19 protein-coding genes and 4 pseudogenes are annotated in these 23,672 nt (G+C 59.3%); 12 read left to right on the top strand and 11 right to left on the bottom strand.

Annotation, left to right across the window (positions count from 1 at the left end; genetic code table 11):
• Window positions 1-7: 7 nt before the first annotated feature.
• From GZH79_RS09945 to GZH79_RS19010, 7 genes and pseudogenes are all read left to right on the top strand, one after another.
• Window positions 8-922: an ABC transporter permease gene (locus tag GZH79_RS09945; RefSeq protein ID WP_211643633.1), complete on the top strand. Its 915-nt coding sequence runs from the start codon at window positions 8-10 to the stop codon at window positions 920-922.
• Window position 923: 1 nt separating this feature from the next.
• Window positions 924-1,865: an ABC transporter permease gene (locus GZH79_RS09940; protein ID WP_211643632.1), complete on the top strand. Its 942-nt coding sequence runs from the start codon at window positions 924-926 to the stop codon at window positions 1,863-1,865.
• Window positions 1,858-3,477 carry an ABC transporter ATP-binding protein gene (locus tag GZH79_RS09935; RefSeq protein WP_211643631.1) on the top strand — a complete coding sequence of 540 codons (1,620 nt, stop codon included), beginning with the start codon at window positions 1,858-1,860 and terminating at the stop codon, window positions 3,475-3,477. The genes GZH79_RS09940 and GZH79_RS09935 overlap by 8 nt, the downstream gene beginning before the upstream one ends.
• A complete protein-coding gene (locus GZH79_RS09930) occupies window positions 3,474-4,424 on the top strand; it encodes a 2-hydroxyacid dehydrogenase (RefSeq protein ID WP_211643630.1) in 951 nt (316 codons plus the stop codon). Before GZH79_RS09935 ends, GZH79_RS09930 begins: the two co-directional genes overlap by 4 nt.
• Window positions 4,421-5,461 carry a DUF475 domain-containing protein gene (locus GZH79_RS09925; protein WP_211643629.1) on the top strand — a complete coding sequence of 347 codons (1,041 nt, stop codon included), beginning with the start codon at window positions 4,421-4,423 and terminating at the stop codon, window positions 5,459-5,461. Before GZH79_RS09930 ends, GZH79_RS09925 begins: the two co-directional genes overlap by 4 nt.
• Before the next feature lie 330 nt (window positions 5,462-5,791).
• Window positions 5,792-6,061 (top strand): annotated as a pseudogene (locus GZH79_RS09920) (DDE-type integrase/transposase/recombinase); the annotation flags it as partial.
• A gap of 6 nt (window positions 6,062-6,067) precedes the next feature.
• Window positions 6,068-6,256 (top strand): annotated as a pseudogene (locus tag GZH79_RS19010) (helix-turn-helix domain-containing protein); the annotation flags it as partial.
• Window positions 6,257-6,267: 11 nt separating this feature from the next.
• Here the strand turns inward: GZH79_RS19010 and GZH79_RS09915 are convergent.
• Window positions 6,268-6,551 (bottom strand): annotated as a pseudogene (locus tag GZH79_RS09915) (transposase); the annotation flags it as partial.
• Window positions 6,552-6,581: 30 nt separating this feature from the next.
• Window positions 6,582-7,508 carry a LysR family transcriptional regulator gene (locus GZH79_RS09910; protein ID WP_211643628.1) on the bottom strand — a complete coding sequence of 309 codons (927 nt, stop codon included), beginning with the start codon at window positions 7,506-7,508 and terminating at the stop codon, window positions 6,582-6,584.
• Window positions 7,509-7,632: 124 nt separating this feature from the next.
• On the opposite strand from GZH79_RS09910, the gene GZH79_RS09905 reads away from it, so the two are divergent.
• From GZH79_RS09905 to GZH79_RS09890, 4 genes are read left to right on the top strand one after another with little or no spacing between them, the layout of a single operon-like run.
• The gene (locus tag GZH79_RS09905) at window positions 7,633-8,583 is read left to right on the top strand and encodes a tripartite tricarboxylate transporter substrate binding protein (protein ID WP_211643627.1); all 951 of its coding nucleotides are present in this window, start codon (window positions 7,633-7,635) and stop codon (window positions 8,581-8,583) included.
• Window positions 8,580-9,089 (top strand): tripartite tricarboxylate transporter TctB family protein, encoded by a 510-nt coding sequence (locus GZH79_RS09900; RefSeq protein ID WP_249219082.1) that lies wholly within the window; start codon window positions 8,580-8,582, stop codon window positions 9,087-9,089. Before GZH79_RS09905 ends, GZH79_RS09900 begins: the two co-directional genes overlap by 4 nt.
• 3 nt (window positions 9,090-9,092) lie before the next feature.
• The gene (locus GZH79_RS09895) at window positions 9,093-10,604 is read left to right on the top strand and encodes a tripartite tricarboxylate transporter permease (RefSeq protein ID WP_211643626.1); all 1,512 of its coding nucleotides are present in this window, start codon (window positions 9,093-9,095) and stop codon (window positions 10,602-10,604) included.
• Window positions 10,604-12,199: a gamma-glutamyltransferase family protein gene (locus GZH79_RS09890; RefSeq protein ID WP_211643625.1), complete on the top strand. Its 1,596-nt coding sequence runs from the start codon at window positions 10,604-10,606 to the stop codon at window positions 12,197-12,199. Before GZH79_RS09895 ends, GZH79_RS09890 begins: the two co-directional genes overlap by 1 nt.
• A 305-nt stretch (window positions 12,200-12,504) precedes the next feature.
• On the opposite strand, the gene GZH79_RS09885 is transcribed toward GZH79_RS09890, so the two are convergent.
• Window positions 12,505-13,152: an undecaprenyl diphosphate synthase family protein gene (locus tag GZH79_RS09885; RefSeq protein WP_211643624.1), complete on the bottom strand. Its 648-nt coding sequence runs from the start codon at window positions 13,150-13,152 to the stop codon at window positions 12,505-12,507.
• 250 nt (window positions 13,153-13,402) lie between these two features.
• Between GZH79_RS09885 and GZH79_RS09880 the strand changes: the two are divergent.
• Window positions 13,403-13,672: pseudogene (locus GZH79_RS09880) on the top strand (ATP-binding protein); the annotation flags it as partial.
• Between the two features lie 209 nt (window positions 13,673-13,881).
• Here GZH79_RS09880 and GZH79_RS09875 read toward each other — a convergent pair.
• The 8 genes from GZH79_RS09875 to GZH79_RS09840 form a co-directional block, all read right to left on the bottom strand.
• Window positions 13,882-14,829 (bottom strand): ABC transporter substrate-binding protein, encoded by a 948-nt coding sequence (locus GZH79_RS09875; protein WP_211643623.1) that lies wholly within the window; start codon window positions 14,827-14,829, stop codon window positions 13,882-13,884.
• Between the two features lie 28 nt (window positions 14,830-14,857).
• The gene (locus GZH79_RS09870) at window positions 14,858-15,859 is read right to left on the bottom strand and encodes an ABC transporter permease (RefSeq protein ID WP_211643622.1); all 1,002 of its coding nucleotides are present in this window, start codon (window positions 15,857-15,859) and stop codon (window positions 14,858-14,860) included.
• A complete protein-coding gene (locus tag GZH79_RS09865; protein ID WP_211643621.1) occupies window positions 15,859-17,376 on the bottom strand; it encodes a sugar ABC transporter ATP-binding protein in 1,518 nt (505 codons plus the stop codon). The genes GZH79_RS09870 and GZH79_RS09865 overlap by 1 nt, the downstream gene beginning before the upstream one ends.
• The gene (locus GZH79_RS09860; protein WP_349291183.1) at window positions 17,373-18,416 is read right to left on the bottom strand and encodes a LacI family DNA-binding transcriptional regulator; all 1,044 of its coding nucleotides are present in this window, start codon (window positions 18,414-18,416) and stop codon (window positions 17,373-17,375) included. The genes GZH79_RS09865 and GZH79_RS09860 overlap by 4 nt, the downstream gene beginning before the upstream one ends.
• Window positions 18,417-18,818: 402 nt before the next feature.
• On the bottom strand, window positions 18,819-19,928 hold the full coding sequence (locus tag GZH79_RS09855; protein ID WP_211643619.1) for an iron-containing alcohol dehydrogenase: 1,110 nt from the start codon (window positions 19,926-19,928) through the stop codon (window positions 18,819-18,821).
• 86 nt (window positions 19,929-20,014) lie between these two features.
• On the bottom strand, window positions 20,015-20,752 hold the full coding sequence (locus tag GZH79_RS09850) for an SDR family oxidoreductase (protein ID WP_211643618.1): 738 nt from the start codon (window positions 20,750-20,752) through the stop codon (window positions 20,015-20,017).
• 8 nt (window positions 20,753-20,760) lie between these two features.
• The gene (locus GZH79_RS09845; protein WP_211643617.1) at window positions 20,761-22,539 is read right to left on the bottom strand and encodes an IlvD/Edd family dehydratase; all 1,779 of its coding nucleotides are present in this window, start codon (window positions 22,537-22,539) and stop codon (window positions 20,761-20,763) included.
• 133 nt (window positions 22,540-22,672) lie between these two features.
• Window positions 22,673-23,590: an NAD(P)-dependent oxidoreductase gene (locus tag GZH79_RS09840; RefSeq protein WP_211643616.1), complete on the bottom strand. Its 918-nt coding sequence runs from the start codon at window positions 23,588-23,590 to the stop codon at window positions 22,673-22,675.
• Between the last annotated feature and the right edge of the window lie 82 nt (window positions 23,591-23,672).

The following is a 23,672-nucleotide window of genomic DNA, read 5'->3' as shown; positions in this document are numbered from 1 at the left end:
CTGACCCATGCGCGCCTTCCTTGGCAAACGTGCCCTTGCGAGCCTGATTTCGCTGTTGGGCCTCATCATCCTTGTCTTTTTCCTGTCGCGGCTGACCGGCGATCCGACATCGCTTTACCTGCCGCTGGACGCTTCTTTGGAAGCGCGCGAGAATTTTCGCGAGATCAACGGTTTGAACGATCCACTGCTGGTGCAGTTCGGACGCTACATGGCAGACTTGGCCGTGCTGGATTTCGGCGACAGTATCCGCCGGTCGGAACCCGCATTGGATGTCGTGCTGCGGGCCTTCGTCTGGACGCTGCAACTGGCCGCAATCACCATGACTCTGGTGACGGTCGCCGCCATCGTAATCGGGTCGCTTGCCGCATTTCATGTTGGTGGTCTGTTCGACCGGATCGCGACGTTCTTCAGTCTGATAGGCGCATCCGCCCCGGATTTTTGGATCGCTATCGTTGCGATCGTGACCATTTCGCTCAACGTGGCCTTCATCCCTACCAGCGGGACCGGCACGGTCTGGCACTGGATATTGCCAGTTGGGGTGCTGTTCATCCGGCCCTTTGGCCTGATCCTGCAGGTCGTGCGGTCGTCGATGATCACCACGCTGGGGGCCGCCTACGTCAAGACCGCCCGCGCCAAGGGGGTCAAAAACAAGTCTGTCATCTTCGTCCACGCGTTGCGCAATGCACTGCTGCCGGTCATCACCGTGATCGGCGATCAGGCCGCAGCCCTGCTGAACGGTGCCGTGGTCGTCGAGACGATATTCGGTTTTCCCGGTGTCGGTAAGCTGATGATCGATTCCATCCTGCAACGCGACTTTACCGTGGTGCTGGCCGCGATCTTTGTGACCGCCATCGCCATCTTCGTGATGAACCTTATCATCGACATCCTCTACGCGGTGCTCGATCCCAGAATCCGGTATTGACATGTCCCAGATAGACTCTGCCATCACCACGGCCAACCCAATCTACAAACCTCCGCCCGCGTGGCGGACGACCTTGGGCATGCTGTGGCGCGACAAGTTCGCCTTTGCCGCCGCCTGCATCCTGCTGGTTGTGATCTTCTGCGCAATCTTTGGCCCAATGCTGTTCGAGGATGTCGCCACCCGGCAGAACCTGCGCGGTCGCAACGCGCCACCTTTCGACTTGTCACGCGGCTGGCTGTTCATTTTGGGTGGCGATCAGCTGGGCCGGCCCTTGCTGGCACGGATTATTGTCGCGTCGCAGAACACCATGGCAGTCGCTGCCGGGGCGGTGGCCTGTTCGCTGCTGATCGGCACGGGGCTTGGACTGATTGCGGGCTATACGACAAAGACCGCCAGTCAGGTCATCATGCGGCTGGCCGACGTCATCATGTCGTTCCCGTCGCTGCTATTGGCGGTCATCGTGCTTTATGTGCTGGAACCGTCGGTCGGGAACCTGGTCATCGTACTGGCGATCACCCGTATCCCCATCTACCTGCGCACCAGCCGGGCCGAGGTGCTGGAAGTGCGCGAGCGGATGTTTGTGCAGGCCGCACAGGTGATGGGCGCCTCGACGAAGCGCATCGTGGCGCGCCATATCCTGCCTGTCGTGGCGCCGACGCTGATCACGATCGCAACGCTGGATTTTGCTTTTGTGATGCTCGCTGAATCGTCGCTGTCATTCCTTGGCATTGGCATCCAACCGCCAGAGATCACGTGGGGCCTGATGGTCAGCCAGGGCCGTCCCTACTTGACGAGCGCGTGGTGGCTGTCGTTCTGGCCGGGACTTGCGATCATTCTGACGACCCTGTCGCTGAACCTGCTGTCAGGCTGGATGCGCACCGCGCTGGACCCATCGCAGCGCTGGCGGCTGGAAGTGAACAAGGAGAAGGCAAAAAATGACTGATCACCTGCTGGAAGTCCGCAACCTGTCTGTTGACTTTGATACGGTGCGCGGTCCGGTCCATGCGGTCCGCGATGTCAGCTGGCATCTGGATCGGGGCGAATGTCTTGCCATTCTGGGGGAATCCGGTTCCGGCAAATCCGTATCGGCTTCGGCCATCATGAACCTGATCGACTGCCCTCCGGGCCGGATCGTGTCGGGGGAAATCCTGTTCGAGGGCCGTGACCTTTTGCGCGCCTCGAACGAGGAACGGCGCCGTTTGAACGGCAAGCGGATCGCGATGATCTTTCAGGACCCACTCAGCCACCTTAACCCGGTTTATACCGTAGGGGCGCAAATCGCGGAGATCATGACCGCCCACGGGACTGCCAAAGCGCAGGCGCGTGCGCGGACGCTGGAATTGATGAACCGCGTCGGTATCCCGGAAGCCGACGACAAGATCGACGCTTACCCGCACCAGTTTTCGGGCGGGCAGCGGCAGCGTCTGATGATCGCGATGGCGCTTGCGATGAAGCCGGATATCCTGATTGCAGATGAACCGACAACCGCGCTGGACGTGACCGTGCAGGCGCAGATTCTTGCACTGCTGGAGGAACTGCAGGCGGAAACCGGGATGGGCCTTTTGCTGATCACCCACGATCTGGGTGTCGTCGCAGAGATCGCTGACCGTGTCGTCGTCATGAACGGCGGCCGTATCGTGGAAACCGGCGACGCGGAACAGGTCTATCACAATCCCACGCACCCCTATACGCAAAAACTGATCGGCGCCGTTCCGGGAACCGGAGAGATGGCGACGCCATTGACCGCGACCAAACCGCTGCTGGAGGTTCGTAACTTTGGCAAGGACTTCGGCGGCTTCGCGGCGCTGGATCAGGCCAGCTTTGAGCTGTTTGCGGGTGAAACCGTCGCCATCGTCGGCGAATCCGGGTCTGGTAAATCGACGCTGGCGAAATGTCTGCTGCGCCTGATCGAACCAACGACGGGCGAGGCGCTGTATGACGGCCGCGATCTAGTGACGATGGGCGACCGCGATTTGTACCGGATGCGCCGTGATATCCAAATGGTGTTTCAGGATCCTACGCAATCGCTGAACCCGCGCATGACCGTCGGCCAGATCATTGGCGAAGCTTTCGCGATTCACCCTGACATTCTGGCAAAGGACAAACGCCCGGCCCGGATCAGGGAACTGCTGGAACGCGTCGGGCTGGAAGCCGATCACATCCATCGTCACCCGCACCAGTTCTCTGGCGGACAGCGCCAGCGGATCGCCATCGCCCGCGCGCTTGCGCTGGAACCGAAAATCCTTGTCTGTGACGAAGCCGTCTCGGCGCTTGATGTTTCCATTCAGGCGCAGGTGATCGCCCTGTTGGAGGAAATCCAGAACGATCTTGGCCTTAGCTATCTGTTTATCGCGCATGATCTGCCGCTGGTGCGGGATTTCGCGCACCGCGTCATCGTGATGAAGGACGGTCGGATCGTCGAACAGGGTCCTGTGCGTCAGATTTTCGATGCGCCCCACGAAGAATATACTCGCAATCTGCTGGCTTCTAGCCTGCATCCCGATCCAAAAGTGCAGGCCGAGCGCCGCGCTGCCCGACAGGAGGTAACCGCATGACAAAGCCCGATATCCTTGTGATGTATCCCGCGCGGCCCCATGCGATGGCGCAGCTGGAACAAGCATATACGCTTCACCGCTATGACGAGGCGGCGGACAAGCCCGCGTTTTTGGCGCAGCACGGGCCCAAATGTTCCGGCGTTGTCATCAATGGCCATGCGACACTAACCCACGCGATGCTGCAGCATCTGCCGAACTGCCGGATCGTCGCCTGTTCGTCCGCCGGGTTCGAGTCCATCGACGTAGAGGCATTGGCGGATCATGGGATTGCTTTTACCAACACCTCTGCCGCGCTTTATGATGACGTCGCGGACGCCGCGCTGATGTTGACGCTGGCCGCCCGGCGCGAACTGGTGCAGGCGCATGGATATGTCCAGACCGGGGAATGGGGTGAAAAGGGACCCTGGCCGCTACTGTCCACGCTGACCGGCAAGCGCGCCGGTATTCTTGGGTTCGGGACGATCGGCAAGGCCATCGCCGCGCGTTTTGCCCCGCTGAAGCTAGAGATCGGGTATACCGCGCGTAGCCAAAAGGACGTCCCGCATCAGTATTTCGCCGATCCTATGGCGCTGGCGGACTGGGCGGATATCCTTGTGGTGATCGTCCCCGGCGGCGAAGAAACGGACGGCATGGTCGATGCGGCCATGCTGGGCGCGCTTGGTCCGACAGGCACGTTGATCAATGTCGCAAGGGGGTCCGTCGTGGATGAACCCGCCCTGATCGACGCCCTGACGACCGGTGCCTTGGGGAGTGCCGGGCTGGATGTCTATCAAAACGAACCGCAGCCCGATCCCCGGCTGACCGCCTTGCCGAACGTGACGCTATATCCGCACCACGCGAGCGGCACGGTGGAAACGCGGGACGCCATGGCGCAGCTGGTCGTCGACAACCTTGCCGCCCATTTTCAAGGCAACCCCCTGCTGACACCTGTGGCGGTGCCTGCATGAACACGCTTCGGATCTATCTTATCTGGCCTATATTTTTTACAATTCTCGGCCTAGTCGGGGCGTTCGTGCTGGGCCTGCGCGCTGATGGCATGCCCGGTGGGCTGTCTTTCCTGCTGATCGGCGGGTTGCTGGCGGTGCTGGAGATTTCGCTCAGTTTTGACAACGCCATCGTCAACGCGAACAAGTTACAGACCATGACGCCCGAATGGCAGCGGCGGTTCCTGACATGGGGCATCCTGATCGCGGTCTTCGGGATGCGGATTATCTTTCCGCTGGCGGTCGTTGCAATCGCAGCCCAGATCGGCCCGATTTCCGCGCTGATGTTGGCTGCGACCGAACCCGACACCTATGCGCAGATCATGGAAGACAGCCACCTGTCGATCTCGGCCTTTGGCGGGACGTTCCTGATGATGGTCGCGCTCAGCTATTTCGTGGATGCCGACAAGGACGTCCATTGGTTCGAACCGGTCGAGCGCCGATTGTGCCACGCCGGCCGGCTGTCAGGTGTGGCGATCGCGCTGGTGTTGGGCATCGTGCTGGCGATTACCGTGTCGCTTCCATCGGGAGAGGGGGCCGCGTTCCTGTTCGCTGCGATTTGCGGGATCGTCACGTTTCTGGCGGTCGAACTTCTGGGCGATATCCTGGACAGCAAGCAGGCCGCGACTGCGGGGGCTGCGCGGGGCGGGCTTGGCGCGTTTCTGTATCTGGAGGTCCTGGACGCTTCCTTCAGCTTTGATGGCGTCATCGGGGCCTTTGCATTGACGCAGAACCTGTTCCTGATCGCCATCGGCCTTGGCATCGGTGCGTTCTACGTGCGGTCCATGACGATCATGCTTGTGGAACGACAGACCCTGACCGAATTTCGATACTTGGAGCACGGCGCGTTCTATTCGATCCTCGCGCTGTCGCTGGCGATGTTCGCCCAAGCACTTGTCCATGTTCCAGAAATCTTGACCGGTTTGGTGGGGGCAACGCTCATCGGGCTTGCACTGTGGTCATCGCTCCGGGTGCGCGCTGCCGCCGCCAACTCGTCGTAGGCCGCTTTCAGGTTTCAGTGTCCTCGCAGCAGAAGCGACTGACCATGGGATTAAAAACGGACGTATGAATCCTGCCGCGACGCGGTGCGGATTTAGTCCCTGACCCACGGGCCCAAGCGGTGAACCAGCTCAGTTCTGTAGAGACCGTTAATGGTTTCCGCGAGAGCGTTGAAGCTCCTATATTCGTCAAGCGGCGATTAGAGTTGATTTGGGCACAAACACGCGCGGAACGGAATGCTGTCGCCTATCGATTTCGAGTGGCGGCAGAAACTGAGGCAAGAGGGCGTCTAAGAAACGCGGGGCTATTCACTCTGGTGCACTTTGAGGTGCAAGCCTGCTGTGGTTGCTGACAACACACTGGACCGGCAATTTGAGATTGATGCACCTGACACAGTCTGGGTGACCGACATTACCCATATCTCAACCCACGAAGTTTGGTCTTATCTGTCTGTCGTCATCGACCTGTTCTCAAGACGCGTTGTCGGGTGGTCGATGTAATCGGACATGACAACCGACCTGGCTTTGCAGGCGTTGTTGGCTGCAGTTTGCCGACGCAAGCCAAAGCAAAGGCTCATGATCCACTCTGACCAAGGCTCACAGGGCGGAATGCCTCCCACACATTTTGCGCCATCGGCGCCTTTCTCAAAGAGCCGTAGCCTTTCCTTCGCAGAACGTGAGGAAATAGTCTTGGAGTGCGCGAGGGGCACAGGTGTCCGTGCCATCGCCCTGAAGTTGAGGAGATCGCCCAGCACGATCTCCCGAGAGATCAGGCGCAACTCGGCAACCCGTGGCGGAGACTTCGGCTAGGTCGCATCAATCATCACGGTCTTCTGTTCGCCATGGTCAGCCGCCAGACCGGCCATCATCCGGGCGAAGATGCCTTTGTCGCTCCATCGTTTCCAGCGATTGTACAAGGTCTTGTGCGGGCCGTATTCCTTGGGTGCGTTCCGCCATCGCAAGCCATTGCGATTGATGAAGAAAATCCCGCTCAAAATCCGTCGATCATCGACACGGGGCTTGCGGTTGGACTCGGGGAAAAGGGCTCAAGACGCGCCATCTGGGCGTCGGTCAACCAGAAAAGATCAGACATGTGCACCACTCGTTTTCATGGGTCCAGACCCTAGACGTCGTCGTGCCATCCGTTTCTAAACGATACGATCTCAGCTGCCTTGGGCCCAATTTTATAGGTCCGTTGCGACAATATGTTTCGCAGTTCCTGAAGTACCTCGGATCTTGATGACACCTGCCGTTGTACCAATCCGACCCGACGCGTGATGGCCCCGTTGCGGAACTGGATGCAGTATAGCGAAGAGGGGGCGGCATCCAAAAAGGCGATCTGCGGAATAATGGCAAACCCTAGTCCCGCCTGCACCATTCCAACAACCGATGGCATTGTATTTGCGACAGCGATTTCACGCGGCGACACACCAAGGCGTGATAGCTCTGTCGCGATCTGCCGGGCCAGAGGGACATCTGTTTCGTAACGAATAAACGGAAGATTTTTCAGCAATGAAAGCTCGGTCTGGCCGGTGGCGTGCGCTGGCGCGACCAAAACCAACGGTTCAGACAGCACAGGTGTCCATGACAATCCTGCCGGAACCCCCACATGTTCGGCAACAAGTGCTGCATCAAGCCGACCAGCCGCTACGTCTGCGGTTAATGACTGGGATATTCCGACAGTCAGATCAAACGAAAGGTCGGTGTAAAGCGCGGCCATGTCAGCCAGCGCCAAAGGTACAAGTCGCATTGAAACCGTTCGAATTGCCCCAATTTTAAGCACACCCGCCGTTCGGCGACCGGAAATATTCATCCGGGTTTCCACGATTGTCTGCATCACGGTGCGTGCTGCGCGTACCAGTTCTTCGCCATGTGCATTCATCTGCGGTGGGCGTTTGTTCCGATCAAACAGCGACACCCCAATATCTATTTCAAGCGTCTGAATTTGTTGACTGACTGCCGATGCAGTCAGGTTCACAAGGCGCGCCGCACTGGCAAAGCTTCCAGTGTCTGCGACGGCGATTAAGGTCTGAAGTTGGCGTGTATCCATGAAGATAGATTAAGCAAAGCTTAATCAAAAGACAAAGTTAAATCGCTTTGTGAAGGTAAGCTGCAGCTTTACGCATGAGCCAGACCATAAGACGCGGCAATACAGCACAAAACCGGAGATACTCATGACTTTTATGACACGTATGATCGCAGGTATCGGGCTCGCCACAGCCACGCTTGCACAGCCAGCCATCGCACAAGGCTATCCCGATCGCTCGGTCGAGTTCATCGTACCTTGGTCCCCCGGGGGCGGTAGCGATACGCTGATGCGGATCGTTGCGAACAACATCAGCCCTTTTCTGGGTGCGGATATGCCCGTTATCAACATCCCCGGCGTTGGTGGCACAGTTGGTTTGACGGAAGCATCGCGGCGTGCTGCGGATGGATATACAATCAGCCAAGTCCACGAAGGTCTGTTGGCCGCGACCGCGACTGGCATTACTGAACTGGCTTGGGACGATTTCGAACCCATCGCTTTGATGACCGCATCACCCCAGTTCCTCGTGGCTGCGACCGATCAGCCCTACGATACGTTCGAGGGTTTGGTCGAGTATGCACAGGCCAACCCCGGCGAGCTGACAATCGGTGTCACATTGGGCGGTGTGCCGCATTTGCACGCTGCGATGATTGCCGAAGCTTTTGATCTGGACTGGCGTTATGTTGGCTACGAAGGCACAGGCGAACGCGTCCGTGCCTTGGTCGGCGGTAACCTTGATCTGGCGATCGGTGATATCTCGTCGTCGCTGCAGTTTGTTGAAAACGGCGATCTGGTTTTCCTCGCTGCAGGCTCTACAGAGCGTTTGCCACAGACCCCTGACGTGCCGACACTGATGGAACTGGGGTCGGATCTGGACCTGTCGATCACTCGCGGTATCGTAATGCCAAAAGGTGCGCCCGATGACGCGCAGGCCGTTCTGGAATCGGCGCTTGAGAACTTGTCGAATGATCCCACATTCATTGAGCAAGTGAACAATGCCGGCGCAGACGTCGCATTCCGTGGTCAGGACGGCTACACCACGTATCTGTCCAATCTGGCAGCTTCGGTTGATCGCCTCGCAGAAGTGATCGCACCTTGAGCCGCAGCGCCAACATGACAACAGGCGGTGAGGCGGGCGAAGTTGCTCGTCTCATCTCCTATATCGCACTTCTCGCGGTATCAGCGGGGCTCTTTCTGGAGGCCCGCACCATCCCCACATCGCGCTTTGAAGTGCTGGGTGCCGGCGCCTTTCCAATGCTGGTTCACGGGGTGCTTATCCTGCTTTTGCTCAGCGCAATCGCTGGATCAATCCGGATGCTTCCAGCAGAGGCCTACGGTCGTTTCATCGCGCAGATTGGCCACTGGGCCCGCGCGAAACGGCTTGTTTTCGTCGTGTTTGGCTGTCTTGGCGTCTACCTCTTTACGATGCCCGTCATTGGCTATCCGATCGCAACATTCGCGTTCCTGCTCGTGCTCCAGATTACGTTTGCACCAAAAACACGCAAAGCCATTGGCATCGCAATCGCGCTCGCGTTGATCTTTTCATTTGGCCTCAACTGGCTCTTCGCCGAGGTTTTCAACGTATTTCTCCCCAGAGGACGATAAACAATGGACGCCTTTCTTAACGGTGCCGCAGAAGTGCTGTCGCCAACCACGCTGCTGATGATGTTCTTTGGATCATTCGCAGGCATCGTTGCGGCAGCTATTCCAGGTTTTACCGTGACAATGGCTATTGTCCTGACGCTGCCTTTGACCTTTGCGATGGAACCGCTGCAGGGCATCTCACTCATGTTGTCGGTCTATGTCGGTGGGTATACTGGCGGTCTGATTTCGGCGGCACTTTTGGGTATCCCCGGCACGCCGTCGTCGGTTGCCACCACGTTTGATGCCTTTCCAATGGCTCGCAAGGGTGAACCGGGCCGCGCGTTGTCGCTGGGTGTCTGGGCCTCATTTTTTGGTACGATCATATCGACCATCGTTTTGATTTTTGCCGCCCCGCCACTGGCGATTTTTGCGGTCAAACTCGGACCTTGGGAATACTTTGCATTAATTGTCTTTGCGCTGACCATTGTCGCCAGCCTTGTCGGGGACTCACTGCAACGCGGGCTGATCGCCGCAATGATTGGGCTAGTGATATCAACAGTGGGGACGGATCCTATGATGGGTCGCCCGCGCTTTGACATGGGGTTTGAACTGCTGGCCGCCGGCCTGCCATTTCTGGTGGTTCTGATTGGTATCTTTGCCATCTCTCAGCTCGCGTCAGAGGTGGAGGATGTTGACGCCGTCAAGTCTGGTGAAAAGCTGATACACGGAGAGATTGAATTTAAGACATGGGCCGTCATGCGCGAAGTCCTCATGCGCCCGGTCAACCTGATCCGGTCATCGCTGATCGGCGTCGCAATCGGTGCCTTGCCCGGTGCCGGTGGATCAATCGCGAACCTTGTGGCTTATGATCAGGCAAAGCGGGCATCGAAAACACCAGAGGCCTTTGGTACCGGCACACCCGACGGTGTTGTCGCATCCGAGGCAGGGAATTCTGCGACGGCCGGTGGCGGCCTTATCCCGTTGATTGCTTTGGGCATCCCCGGTTCGGCGGTTGATGCGATCCTTATGGCGTCGCTGATGGTGCATGGCATATCAATCGGACCGCGTTTGATTATGGATAACGCTGATCTGGTTTACGGGATGTTTATCGCCATGGCGGTGTCTAGCTTGATGATGCTGTTCATCTGCATCGTATCAATGCGCGGCTTTCTGCGGGTGGCCGAGGTGCCGAAATGGGTCGTTGTGCCTGTCGTGCTCGTCTGCTGTGTCGTGGGGTCTTTTGCGCTGAACAACCGCGTGACGGATATGTATCTTCTGGGCTTTATTGGTCTGTTCGGCTACGCGCTCAAGGCGCTTGACTACCCGCTGGCACCATTGGTGCTGGGTGTCATTCTGGGCCCCATTGCAGAAACAAACCTGCGCCGCGCCTTGATGACAGACAGTGACTGGACGCTGTTTTTCACCCGTCCTGTCAGCCTGATTTTTCTGGTGGCAGCTGTTCTATCCGTCGGATGGGCGATCCGCAGAATTATCAAATCGCGCAAACAAATGAACCCAACCAAGGATGCTGTCTAATGCATTTGCGTCACGATTCAATTTATAGCTCACGTCGTTCGCCTGTGCTGGCAGACAATCTGGTATCCACGTCACACCCCTTGGCAGCGCAGGCCGGTCTTGCGATTTTGGCAAAAGGGGGCAACGCAGTTGATGCCGCGATTGCTGCCGCAGCCACGCTGACAGTCGTGGAACCCACCGGCAATGGTTTGGGGTCCGATGGTTTTTGCATTCTATGGGACGGCAAGGAATTGCACGGGTTGGACGGGTCGGGTGCGGCTCCGGCCGGTTGGACGCCCGATCGGTTTGCGGGCCACAAAACAATGCCATTCCGCGGCTGGGAAAGCGTCACGGTGCCTGGAGCAATCAGCACGTGGGTCACTTTGGCGGAACGCTTTGGCACGCTGGATTTGCCGACTTTGCTGGCCCCTGCGATTGGCTACGCGGAAAACGGATTTATCGTCAGTCCGGTCATCGGTGCGCTGTGGGAACGCGGGGCCGAATTGCTGTCAGACCAGCCCGGCTTTGCAGAAACCTTTATGCCCAATGGCCGCGCGCCCCGGGCGGGCGAACGGTTTCGCTGTCCCGACATGGCGCGCAGCTTGTCCATGATCGCCGAAACCGCAGGTAGGGCCTTTTATGAAGGCCCGCTTGCTGAAAAGATCGCGGCCCATGCCCGCGCCCATGGCGCCGTTTTAAGCGAAGCAGACCTTGCAGCGCATCGCCCAGAATGGTGCGGCACGATTTCAACTGGTTTTGACGAGAGCACTCTGCACGAGATCCCGCCTAACGGTCAGGGCATCGCGGCACTGATGGCGCTTGGCATGCTGGAACACACAGCAATAAGAGAGATTGGCCCGGATGACCCGATGGCGCTGCATCTGCAGATCGAGGCGATCAAGCTCGCCTTTGCCGACCTGCACGCCTATGTCGCCGACCGCAAATACATGGCCCCCACAACGACCGAAGATTTGTTGAACCCCGCCTACCTGAAGGCGCGCGCGGCCCACATATCGCCCGACAAAGCACAAGAGCATGGCCCGGGTGCACCCCGTGATGGCGGTACCGTGTATCTGACGGCAGCGGATTCGTCAGGCATGATGGTGTCGTTTATCCAGTCCAACTACTCAGGGTTTGGGTCTGGCGTTGTGGTGCCCGGCACGGGGATCAGCCTTCAGAACAGGGGGGCAGGTTTTACGTTGACACCGGGTCATCCTAACGAAGTCGGGCCGGGCAAAAAACCGTTCCATACGATCATTCCGGGTTTCTTGATGAAGAATGGCCAGCCAAAAATGAGCTTTGGTGTGATGGGTGGCCCGATGCAGGCGCAGGGGCATGTGCAGATGGTACTGCGCACCCAGCTTTGGGATCAGGATGTGCAAACTGCGGTTGATGCCCCGCGATGGCGTTTCGTTGATGGACAGCATGTTGCCTGTGAAGAGACACTACCACCGTCTGTTCGCGACAAGCTTTCCGGCCTTGGCCACACTATATCGGTCGAGACGCCAGACAGCGCCTTTGGCTTTGGCGGTGCGCAGTTGATCGAACGGTTGGATAACGGCGGCTATGCCGCCGGATCTGACCCGCGTAAGGACGGCCAAGCCGTTGGATTTTAAATTGACCTGACTGATTTGTAAAAAGATCTGCATTGCAGTTGTGACGGCGTGCGTAGTCGTGGTGCTTCCGAATTAGAAGGGCGGGGTGGCGTTGCGTGAGACCATTGCCCGCAATGCGGATCAGTTTGCCAAAGACTTGCGCGACGTGGTCGTCGTGATCGCGGTTAAGGCGCATGCCACGCTGCGGGCCATGGCGGAGCAGGTAAATACCCGTGGGATCAGGACCCGGCAAGGTAGGCGGTGGCACGTTTCGAACGTGCGCATCCTGTGGTTAAGGCTTTCTGTTTCGCCACTGGCTGCCTGCGTTAACCCCCAAGCGTCTGGTCCTGCGTCTTAAACCACCCGAGTGCGTCTTCGAAGTGCTCTCGTTTGAAATCCGGCCAATGCTGATCGACGACGTAGAAGTCGGCGTAAACGGATTGAACAGGAAGGAAGCCGCTCAGGCGACGCCCGCCACCCCAGCGCACAATGAGGTCGAGTCGAGAGGCTTCGGCAGATCGGTGCTCGCCCTGCTCCAGCCCGGCGAGGTCCCATTTCCAGTGGTAGTTCACGAGAAAGTTGACCTTGATGCCAGACCCTTTGCGCGTGCGGTAAGGCCTGAGCTCGTCGGGAAACTGACTTGATGTGTCGTCACCGATGACAAGCAGCGACGCACCCCGTTCGACGATCTCCATGGCGAAAGCCACACAGGCTTGGCGAAAGGCATCAATCTGTTCCGCAGGCCGCTTGGTATTGTCTTGGGTAAAGCCAAACACGGAAACTTCGGGAATGCCGCGGCTTTTGCACATCTCGTACAGCGCGAGGCCAGGCTCTAGCCCGGCCCGATATCCCGAATGTTTGGGCAGGCCCCGGCCCGCTGCCCAACGCCGATTTCCATCGGGTATGAACCCTACATGGCTTGGCAACACGCGTCTCGCCATGGTGTCGATCCTCGGGTTTTTCTCAGAATACATTTGGTGCGTCCGCTCAAGACTGCCAAAACGGTCGTGCGATTGGTAGCCCATATTTACATTGGAGAAGACAGAGTGCGGCGACTGGTTCTGGATGATAGGATTGGCACGCCGTGCTGGCGATGGCCTTCGCGAGGCCTAGGCCGCCCGCAAAATCCGCACTGCCGATCTGGCCGCTGACCCGCGTGCGGGTCCGGCAGATTGCCAAACGGATCATGATAGAAGCCCGGATCCCGGATGCACCGCACCGAACCTGCCGTTCAGCGCACCAGGCGGCGCGTTGCTCTTTCATTTGCTCAGCAAACGCTAAGAGCGGACAAGTTTCGTCAGCACGACGAACCTGAGCTTCAGCGAATGGGCAACCGTCCTTGGGAACCCCAAGATGACGACAGCACTACTCGATCGCCTGACTCATCGCTGCCACATTCTGGAGACTGGCAAGGACAGCGACCGCTTCAACGCCAGTGCCGCCGTCGCGGCGCGGAAAAAGAAGGAGCGCATCGATGTCTCGACCCAAGCCTGACAACCGAAACATAACCTCAAAGTGGGTCAGTTCTGGATGGAAAACCCGGGTCACCTCTGGGTGGAAATCAACAGAATGGCCACCGATTGTTTTGGCCAGTCATTCCGCCCCTGCATGATCGAACGGGGGCACATCGTTGACGACCAGCCTGCAAGCGCGACCCGTTCTCGAAAGGGAGGCCGGTCGGTTTCAAACCGGCCTCCGAAGGTTCAGAACGGGCTGTCAGGGTAGTAGAACTGCGCTGCATTGTCCTGCGTGATCAGCACCGATCCAATGGTGAAGTTACCCGACACTGGCGCAGTCGACGTCATGCCGACGGCCGTCATTTCGATCGCTGTGGCGATCATCGAAGGTGGGTAGGTGACGTCGGCCGGGATCATCGTGTCGCCATCCATCACGCGCTTTACCATCTCTTTCATTCCGGCACCGCCGAGGACGAATTTCACATCCTGACGGTCTGCTGCCTCAATGGCGGCAAGCACGCCAACGGCCATGTCATCGTCGGATGCCCAGACCGCGTCGATCTGGTCGTATTTCGACAGGAAGTCTTGCATCACATTGAAGCTGTCGTCGCGGTTCCAGTTGCCATGCTCCATGCCAAGAATCTCGATACCGGACCCCTCGATAGCGGACTGAAAACCTTCGACACGTTCGTTGTCGATGGTGGTCGGGATGCCACGTAGCACGACGATTTTGCCGCCGTCCGGCATTTGCGATGCCATGTAGTCGCCAGATACCTTGCCGAATCCGGAATTGTCACCGGCGACATACAGATCCTCGATCCCGGGCACAGACAAACCACGGTCGACGACCGTCACCCAGACGCCGCTATCCGCCACGGATTGAACCGGCGGAGTCAGCGGATCGGATTCGAAAGGCAGCACAACCAGCGCACTGATGTTACGTGTGGCAACCATATCCTCGATATCGTTGACTTGCTTGCCCGCGTCCGACGCGGTGGCCAAGACGAAGTCGAGATCGGGATAGACGTCTTCCAACCGGTTTATGGCCTCTTGCGCGTGAAAGTTCATGCCGCCGGCCCAGCCGTGGGTCGCCGCCGGGATCGACACACCGATCACCTTTGTATCCTGCGCCATAACCGCCGTGCCGATGACCGCTGCGGCGGTCCCGGCTAGAATCGTTTTGAAGTAAGACATTTGATTTCCTCCCAGAGTGGCGAAACTGTCAGCCTTTCGCCTTGGCCTCTCGCTGTAATATCACAGCCAGTACGATGATGACCCCTTGGATCGCGCCGTTCAGGTAGGGTGAAACAAGGTCGGTCAGATTCAGAATATTGTCGATCAGGCTCAGGATAAGGACGCCGATCACGGTGCCCCAGACCCGGCCAAAACCGCCCTTTAGGACGGTGCCCCCAATGATGACGGCGGCGATCGCCTCAAGCTCCCACAACACACCGGTCGAGGCAGAGGCGGAGCCGAGGCGGGGGACATACATGATCGTCGCCACGCCAACCAGCATGCCAAGCATGATATAGGTCAGCATCCGCGTGCGGTTGACGTTGACGTTGGAATAATGGGCGACGTGTTCGTTCGACCCGGTGGCGGCGCAGTGGCGGCCAAAGCGTGCGCGGCTCATCAGGATTTCGCCCAGGATCACAACCACGGCAAAGACAATGATCGGCCAAGCAACGCCCAGAACACCGTCGAAATAGACAGGGCGGTAGAAGCCGCGCAGTTCGAAATCCAGCGACAGGGTGCCACCATTGGCCAACCAGGTCACCAGACTGCGGTAGATGCCCATGGTGCCGAGGGTCACAATAAAGGCTTCGATCCCCAATGTCGTGATCAGAAATCCGTTCAGCATCCCCGCCAGCACGCCCGCCAGCAGCGCGGTCAGCATCCCCAGCAGGATGATCGGCACGCCAACGCCCAGTGTCGGCAGTGCTGCATTCATCACTAGGATCATCAGGCCCGCGATAAAGGCAGCCATGGACCCCACCGACAGGTCCAGCCCGCCCGCCGTGATGACAAACGTCATGCCAACCGCAATGATTCCGATGAAGGCGGACCGGGACAGCACGTTGTTGATGTTGCCGGAACTCAGAAAGTTGCTGTTCATCAGCGCGCCGATGACGATCAGGATGACCAGCGCCAAGATCGGACCAAGCACACTCATCGAGGGCAGGCGGCGCCGGTGGCTGATCGGATTCACGGTCTCGGATGTCATCAGGCGGCCCTCTCGTCTGTGTCGGCACCAACGCCCATCGCATGGCGCACGATTGCGTCTTCTGTGATGTGGTCACCTTCTAACGTGCCGGCGATCCCACCTTGCCGCATGACCAGCACGCGGTCGGACATGCCGATGATTTCCTGCATTTCCGAAGATACGACCACGATGGATTTTCCGGCGGCAGCAAGCGCGCGCAAGAAGGTGTAGATCTGTTGCTTGGTGCCGATGTCGATGCCGCGCGTCGGTTCATCTACGATCAGGATACGGGGTTCGGACTGCATGATCTTGGCCAGAAGCAGCTTTTGCTGGTTGCCGCCCGATAGGTTGCCGACCAGCACGTCGGCGCTGCCTGCACGAATATCGAATTCCTTGACCGCCTGTACCAGCGCCGCATCCTCTGCCTTGCGGTCGATCAGGATACGACCAAAACGGGCCAGCGCTTGTAGCGTCAGGTTGACCCGCATTCCCTTGTCCAACAGCAAGCCGCGCAGCTTGCGGTCTTCGGTCATGTAGCACAACCCGTGGTCCAAGGCGTCTGCGGTGCTGCGGATCGTGACGGGCTGCCCCTCGATCTTCAAAGCGGTCATCGTCGCCGGGCGAAGCCCACAAAGCCCCTCCATCGCCTCGGTCCGGCCCGACCCGATCAGACCCGCGATGCCGAGGATTTCGCCGTGGCGCAGGGTAAATCCGATGTCCTGAGCGTGACCAGGAACGGTCAGCCCCTGCACCTGCAAGGCGACACTGCCACCCTTTAAAACACCGGGTTTTGCCGGATAAAGAGCCGACACATCGCGTCCCACCATTGCGGTGGCCATATCGTCTTCGGTCATCGCGGCCACGATATCGGTTCGTACGACCGCCCCGTCGCGCATGATTGTCACGCGGTCGGCGATGTTGGCCACCTCGCCCAGTTTGTGGGAAGTGAACAGGATCGCCGTGCCCGCCGCCCGCAAGGCGCGCACCTGTTCGAACAGCACCTCGACCTCGGACCCGGTCAACACGGCAGTCGGTTCGTCCATGATCAGGACACGGGCGTTGCGGCTCAGCGCCTTTGCGATCTCAACCATCTGCTTGTCCGAGTTCGACAACTGCGAAACGGGGGTGTCCGGATCGACGCGGCAGTTTAGCCGTGCCAGATATTGCCGTGTCAGGTCGCGCATTCGCTTTTTGTCCAGCAACAGGCCGCGCCGCAATTCGCGTCCGAGAAAGATGTTCTGTTCGACTGTCAACTGTTCGGCGAGATTGAATTCCTGATGGATCAGCACGATCCCCGCCGCTTCGCCCTCGTGGAGCGATCCAAAGCGTACTTCTTGACCATCCAGCAGGATGCGGCCCTTTGTGGCGGGCTGGTATCCTGCAAGGATTTTCATTGTTGTGGATTTGCCCGCGCCGTTCTCTCCGATCAGGGCGAGCACCTCACCGCTGCGCAGCACGATGTCGATACCGGATAGGACCTCGACGGGTCCGAAACTTTTGTGGACCCCATGAAGGGCGAGGATGGGATCATCGGTCATGCGGCAGAGCCTTCCAGCAAAGCGGGGTCGACCTCGGCAGGCAGGTTTTGGCGGATATAGATAGCCGGCACGATCTGCCGGGCTGCGGGCAGCGGACGACGATCCGCAAGGCAGCGCAGCAACGCCAGCGTGCGCCTGACTTCTTCCTCGGGGCGTTGATCGATCACGATGTCTATCAACCCTTGCTCCAGCGCGTCGCGACTATGGGGCAACAGCTCGTGTAGCACGACCATAGGTCGCGGACGATCGGACGGAAGGGTCGCAAGAACGCGGATCAGGCCCGCGTTGCCCGCCCCTGCGCTATAGATCGCCGTGATCGCTGGATCGGCGACAAGGGCTGCGCGTAGGTGCGTTTCGACCAGATCGTGGCGATCCCGCCCTTCGATGAGGGGGGCAATGGTCAAAGCGGTGGCAGCGAGCGTCTTACGGAACCCGTCAATCCGTTCGGCGTGGTCGCGAGCGGTCAGGGCACCGACGATCGGCAGGACGCGACCGGGTCGTCCGCCATGCGAAAGGGCGATAAGCCCGCCTGCAGTCGCGCCAGCGGTTGTATTGTTTATCCCGATATACCCATCACACAACGATTCAGGCATATCCGAGATCATCGCCAGCACGGCAATCCCTTTGTCCCGCATTATAGCGATGGGGGTGTCGATGCGCGCGTCGTTGATGCCGACAATCGCAATGCCATCAAGATCGGCGTCAGACAACTCGATCAGGCACTTTGCTAAGGCGGCTGCATCGAAGGCGGCGACCCGTTCGACGCGGATCTGGACACGATCTGTCCCGTCCGGGGGGCTAACCGCACCCACGATTTTACAGACGCGATCAAAGAATGCGTTCGTGCCTTCCGGGATGACGAAACAGAAGCGGTATACCCGGCGCTGTGACAGATTGGCCGCAGCAACGTTCCGCACATAGCCAAGGTCGGCAACGGCTCTCATGACGGTGGTCCGCGATTTTTCGGCCACGCTTCCGCGTCCATTTATGACACGATCGACCGTCGCGTAGCTTACGCCAGCCCGCGTCGCAACATCCACCAGAGTAGGTGCGCGTTTCAAATTCGTAGTCCTCCCGCACACAGAGGATCATAACCACACGACGTCGTCGACTCATTTTTGATAGACGTCTTTCATTTTGCCGTTAGAGGTCGCGTAACCTCATTCCTTGGCCTATGAAATGTAAGCGTAAAACCGACCCTCGGCCTATTTTTGCGGTCCAGATATTGTCTATGTGGGGTCAGCGGACGAATGGATCATAGGTTGATCCAGTTAAGGAAAGGTGGGATTTCTCGCCGTGACCTGCTTCAGTTTAGTCCAGCCGATGCCCTCAAGCATTGCGTCAGATTGCACCGTTGAGCACCCGGTCCAGACTGGTCAGACGCAGGTCGTAGGTCATGACAAATTATCCGCCGAACGGTGTCGATATCCTGAATTTCTAGCCTAGCTGGAACGGCGCAAAATTTCCAGATACTCGTCGCGGGTCGCGATCCGGGGATTGGTTGCGTGGCAATGATCCGTCAATGCGGCGCTTGCGACCTCTTCCATCATGGCTTCGGTCACGCCCATCGCGGACAGGCCTGACGGCATCGCGATTCGGGCGTTCAGCGCGCGGATGTAGGCGTCGGGGGCCTCTCCCATCCGATCTTGCAGGACGTCCCATTTGGCGCCGATGCTGTCGCGGTTGAAGCGCAGGACCTCAGGCATCAGAACAGCGTTGAGCGTGCCGTGATGCAGGTTTAGCGACCGGATCGCCCCAAGCGGGTGAGTCAGCGCGTGGACCGCGCCCAGCCCCTTTTGGAACGCCATCGCACCTTCGAGGGCGCAAACCATCATGTCACGCCGCGCATCGATATCAGATCCGTCAGCGACGGCCCGTTCGATGGACCGCAATCCGCAGTCCAGCCCGTGCAGCGCGATGGCCTCTGCGGGCGGATTGAAGGCAGGGGCCATGTAAGTTTCGAGACAGTGTGAAATCGCGTCCATCCCTGTCGCGGCGGTCAGCCCGGCGGGCAGGCCATACGTCAATTCCGGATCGCAAAGGGCAATCGATGGCAAGTTGTAGGGCGACAGGATCCCCAGCTTGCGCCCGTCGTCGGTGATGATGACCGATGCGCGCCCAACCTCGGACCCGGTGCCGGATGTGGTGGGGATCGCGATCAGGGGGGCGATATTGCCATGGATCTTTGCGGCCCCTCCGTGGATGGCGGCGTATTGCGCCAGCGGCGGTTCGTGCCCGGTCAGAAGTCGCACGGCCTTTGCCAGATCGAGAGACGACCCGCCGCCAAGTCCGACGATCCCGTCGCAGCCCTTTTCACGATAAAGCGCAAGTGCGGCCATCACAGCCTCTTCCGTTGGGTTGGCTGGCGTCGCGGCAAAGACGACCGCGTCGGCCAGTGTGCCAGTAATCTTTTCGACAAGCCCGGTCGAGACAAGACCCTTGTCGGTGCAGACAAGTGGCCGCGCCACCTTGAGTGCATCCAGATGGTCGCGCAGGCGCGCCACCTCGCCTTCGCCAAACTCGATCCGGGTGAGATAGGAGATCAATGCCATCGCGGGCTCCTTCGTTGCGTTTCGGCTTTCATCTGCATCACGACTGACCTTGGGGGCGATGTGTGACACCGCGTGAACGAAACGTCCTACCCACGGCCGATGAACGGCATCTTGGTCGCCATTACGGTCATGAACGCGACGTTCGCGTCGGGTGGCAGGGATGCCATATGCAGCACTGCATCGGCCACGCAGGCTGGGTCCATCACCGGCTCGACTGCCATTGCGCCGTCGGCCTGCGGGACGCCATGCGTCATTGCCACCGCCATGTCGGTCAGCGCATTGCCGATGTCGATCTGCCCGCATGCGATGTTGAAAGGGCGCCCGTCCAGCGATAGGGTCCGGGTCAACCCGGTCACTGCGTGCTTGGACATGGTGTAGGGGGCCGAGCCGGGACGCGGCACATGTGCTGAAATTGAACCGTTATTGATGATCCGCCCGCCCTGTGGACTTTGACGGCGCATCATCCCGAAAGCTTGGCGCGCGACAAGGAACATGCCGGTGATGTTGACGTCGCAGACCTGCCGCCATTCTGCGACCGGAATTTCATCGATGGGTCGGCCCGCAACGTTCGTGCCCGCATTGTTGAACAGGACATCCAGACGTCCCCATTCCTCTGCGATGCGCGCATATAGCGCGTCGACCGCCGTCTCGTCCGTCACATCGCAGGGGACGACCAGAACTGCAGTGTGACCCGCTGCGGTTTCGTGCAGGGCATCCGCGCGCCGCCCGGTCAAGGCTACACGCCAGCCCGCGTCAAGAAAGCGGCGGGCGGTGGCCCGTCCTATACCGCTGCCTGCGCCAGTGATGAGGATCGACTTGGTCATTGTTTGTCCTAGTGATTGTCACGCGGCAGGTCGCGTCCCACCTTGTGATAGGCCGTTGCCAGTTCAAGACAGCCGCCGTCCGCAAGCTGGCCCACGTTCATACGGTAGATCTCTTGCCAGGGTGTTTGGTTGCGCAGTTCAGGCGCTGTCCAGGCGGCACGGCGGTCCTGCCATTCGGCGTCATCGACCAGTGCATCAAGACGGCAGGCATTCAGATCTAATCGCACCCGATCCCCGGTTTTGAGATGAGCAAGGCCGCCACCGACTGCGGCCTCGGGTGAGGCGTTGAGAATCGAGGGACTTTCAGACGTGCCCGACTGCCGCCCGTCACCCACTGTTGGCAGGTGGTTGATGTTCTGCTTAAGCACTGCATCCGGTGGCTGCATGTTCACCACCTCTGCCGAGCCGGGGTAGCCGACGCAGCCGACGCCGCGGATGAACAAAATCGTCTCGGCGTCGATTTCCAAGGCAGGATCGTTGATCCGCTCGTGATAGTCCTCTGGACCTTCAAAAACCACAGCACGCGCCTCAAAGATGCCTTCCAATCCGGGTCGGCTAAGGTATCGGTCGCGGAAACCGGCGGAAATGACCGATGTCTTCATCAGCGCACTGTCGAACAGGTTACCTGACAGCACGAGAAAGCCCGCGTTCTCTCGCATTGGTTTGTCATAGGGCAGGATGACGTCATTATCGCGGCTTTCCCATCCAGCGAGGTTCTCGCCCGTCGTTTTGCCCGTGGCGGTCATGGTGCCTTCGTGCAGACGGCCTGCCTTTTTCAGCTCACCCATGACTGCAGGCACGCCGCCGGCCCGATAGAAACTTTCGCCCAGGTATTTACCGGCGGGTTGCATATTGACGAGCAGCGGTACGTCAAAGCCTACTTTCTGCCAGTCGGTCACGTCGAGCGCCACGCCAGCATGCCGTGCAATCGCTTGCAAATGCGGCGGCGCGTTTGTCGACCCTCCGATGGCGGAATTGGTGACGATAGCGTTCTCGAATGCGTCGCGCGTCAGGATATCCGACGGCTTCAGATCCTCTTCGACCATCGCGACGATGCGGCGGCCCGTCTCATAGGCCATCGCCATCCGTTCCCGAAAAGGTGCCGGGATCGCTGAGTTGCCAGGTAAAGACATCCCAAGCGCCTCTGCCATTGCGTTCATCGTGCTGGCCGTGCCCATCGTGTTGCAGTGCCCGAGTGAGGGGGCAGAAGCGCAAACACGGCTCATGAACTCCTCATAGTCGATCTTGTTTTCTGCAAGCAGCCTTCGGCTTTCCCAGATAATCGTGCCAGAGCCCGCACGTTCGCCTTTCCACCAGCCGTCCAGCATCGGCCCGCCGTTCAGCGCGATGGCCGGAAGGTCGACCGTAGCTGCCCCCATAAGCATCGCGGGCGTGGTCTTGTCGCACCCTGTGGTCAGCACGACACCATCGATCGGGTAGCCGTGCAGCACTTCGACAAGGCCAAGATAGGCAAGGTTGCGATCAAGGGCAGCAGTTGGTCTTTTGCCCGTTTCCTGAATCGGGTGAACCGGAAACTCCATCGGCAGGCCGCCAGCATCGCGGATGCCAGCCTTGATTCGATCCATCAGGAAAACGTGGATTTTATTGCAGGGCGCTAGGTCGCTTCCGGTCTGCGCGATGCCGATCACGGGCCGTTCGCCCTGCAGTTCGGCGCGGGTGTATTCATGGTTCTGGTAGCGCTCGACGTAGAGCGCCGTCATGCCGGGATTGTTTGGGTTGTCGAACCACTCTTGGCTGCGGAATTTGCGTTTGGCACGGGTGTCCATGGCGATTTACTTCCTTGACGCGGGCTTCCCGGAAGAAGCGAAATGTTCGTACTGATTGCAGCATCAGTCACGTGGTATACCAAAAGCAAGCACCAATTCGCACCCACGTCCGCCCGGGGGCGGGGCAAGGGACCTAGCCTTTTTTCGCCGCCGCTTCGAGGTCGAGCCCGTTCAGCTCTGCCGTGTGATCGGCCAGCCATGGCACATAGTGGTCGCCCTTTCCGACCGCTTCCATCTGGGCAAATGCGTTGCGGATTGCCCCGCCCAGCGGGTTCGCCATTCCAGCATCCATCGCCATCGCGGCGGCATACCGGGTGTCCTTGGCCGCATTTGTGATTGTGAACTTGTGCACGTCACGCTCGCGGTCGACGGCGGCCCGCATGAAGGTGTCGAAAAAGCCGTTCGACAGCCGCGAGCCGCCGATCACGCTTTGGATCGCCTGCGGCGCGAGCCCGGCCTTGACGCCCATCGTCAGCGCCTCGGCATAAAGTGCGGCATACCCCATCGAGATGAAGTTCATCACCAGCTTCATGCGGTGCCCGTCGCCGCTGCCGCCCACGTGGGTAATGTTGCCCGCCCAGCATTCTATGATCGGGCGGACCTTGGCAAAAGTCGCGTCATCGCAACCAACCATCGCGTCAAGCGTGCCTTCCTCGGCCTCCTTGGGCGTGCGTCCCAGCGGTGCATCGACAAGGATCATGCCTGCCGCGTCCATCTCGGCGGCCAGCGCCGCCGTGGACACCGGATCGGCGGTTGTCGTGTCAATCACGATCAACCCCGGCCGGCCTGCGGCCAAAATCCCGTTTTCACCCCGTATCACCGCTTCGACCTGCGCCGAATTCGAAAGGCACAGATGGATGATGTCACAGCCCTCGGCCATCGCGCGGGGGCTGTCGGCCTCGACCGCGCCCTGCGCCACCAGTGCATCGACCGGGGTGCGGTCGCGGTTGCCCTTGACCATCAGCGGATGTCCCGCCCGCATCAGGTTCGACGCCATCCCGCGCCCCATCCATCCCAGACCGATAAACCCGATCTTTGCAGTGTCCGCCATGTCATACCTCCTTGGCGCCGGTCCGATGTCCGGCTTGATTCCTCTCTGGATTGGTATACCAATTGTCGCGAAGGACAAGCGC

Origin of the sequence: Loktanella sp. SALINAS62 (genome assembly GCF_018263905.1) — a bacterium.
Lineage (GTDB): Bacteria > Pseudomonadota > Alphaproteobacteria > Rhodobacterales > Rhodobacteraceae > Loktanella.
The sequence above is the reverse complement of the archived record's forward strand: the minus strand, read 5'-3'. Positions and strand labels throughout refer to the sequence as shown.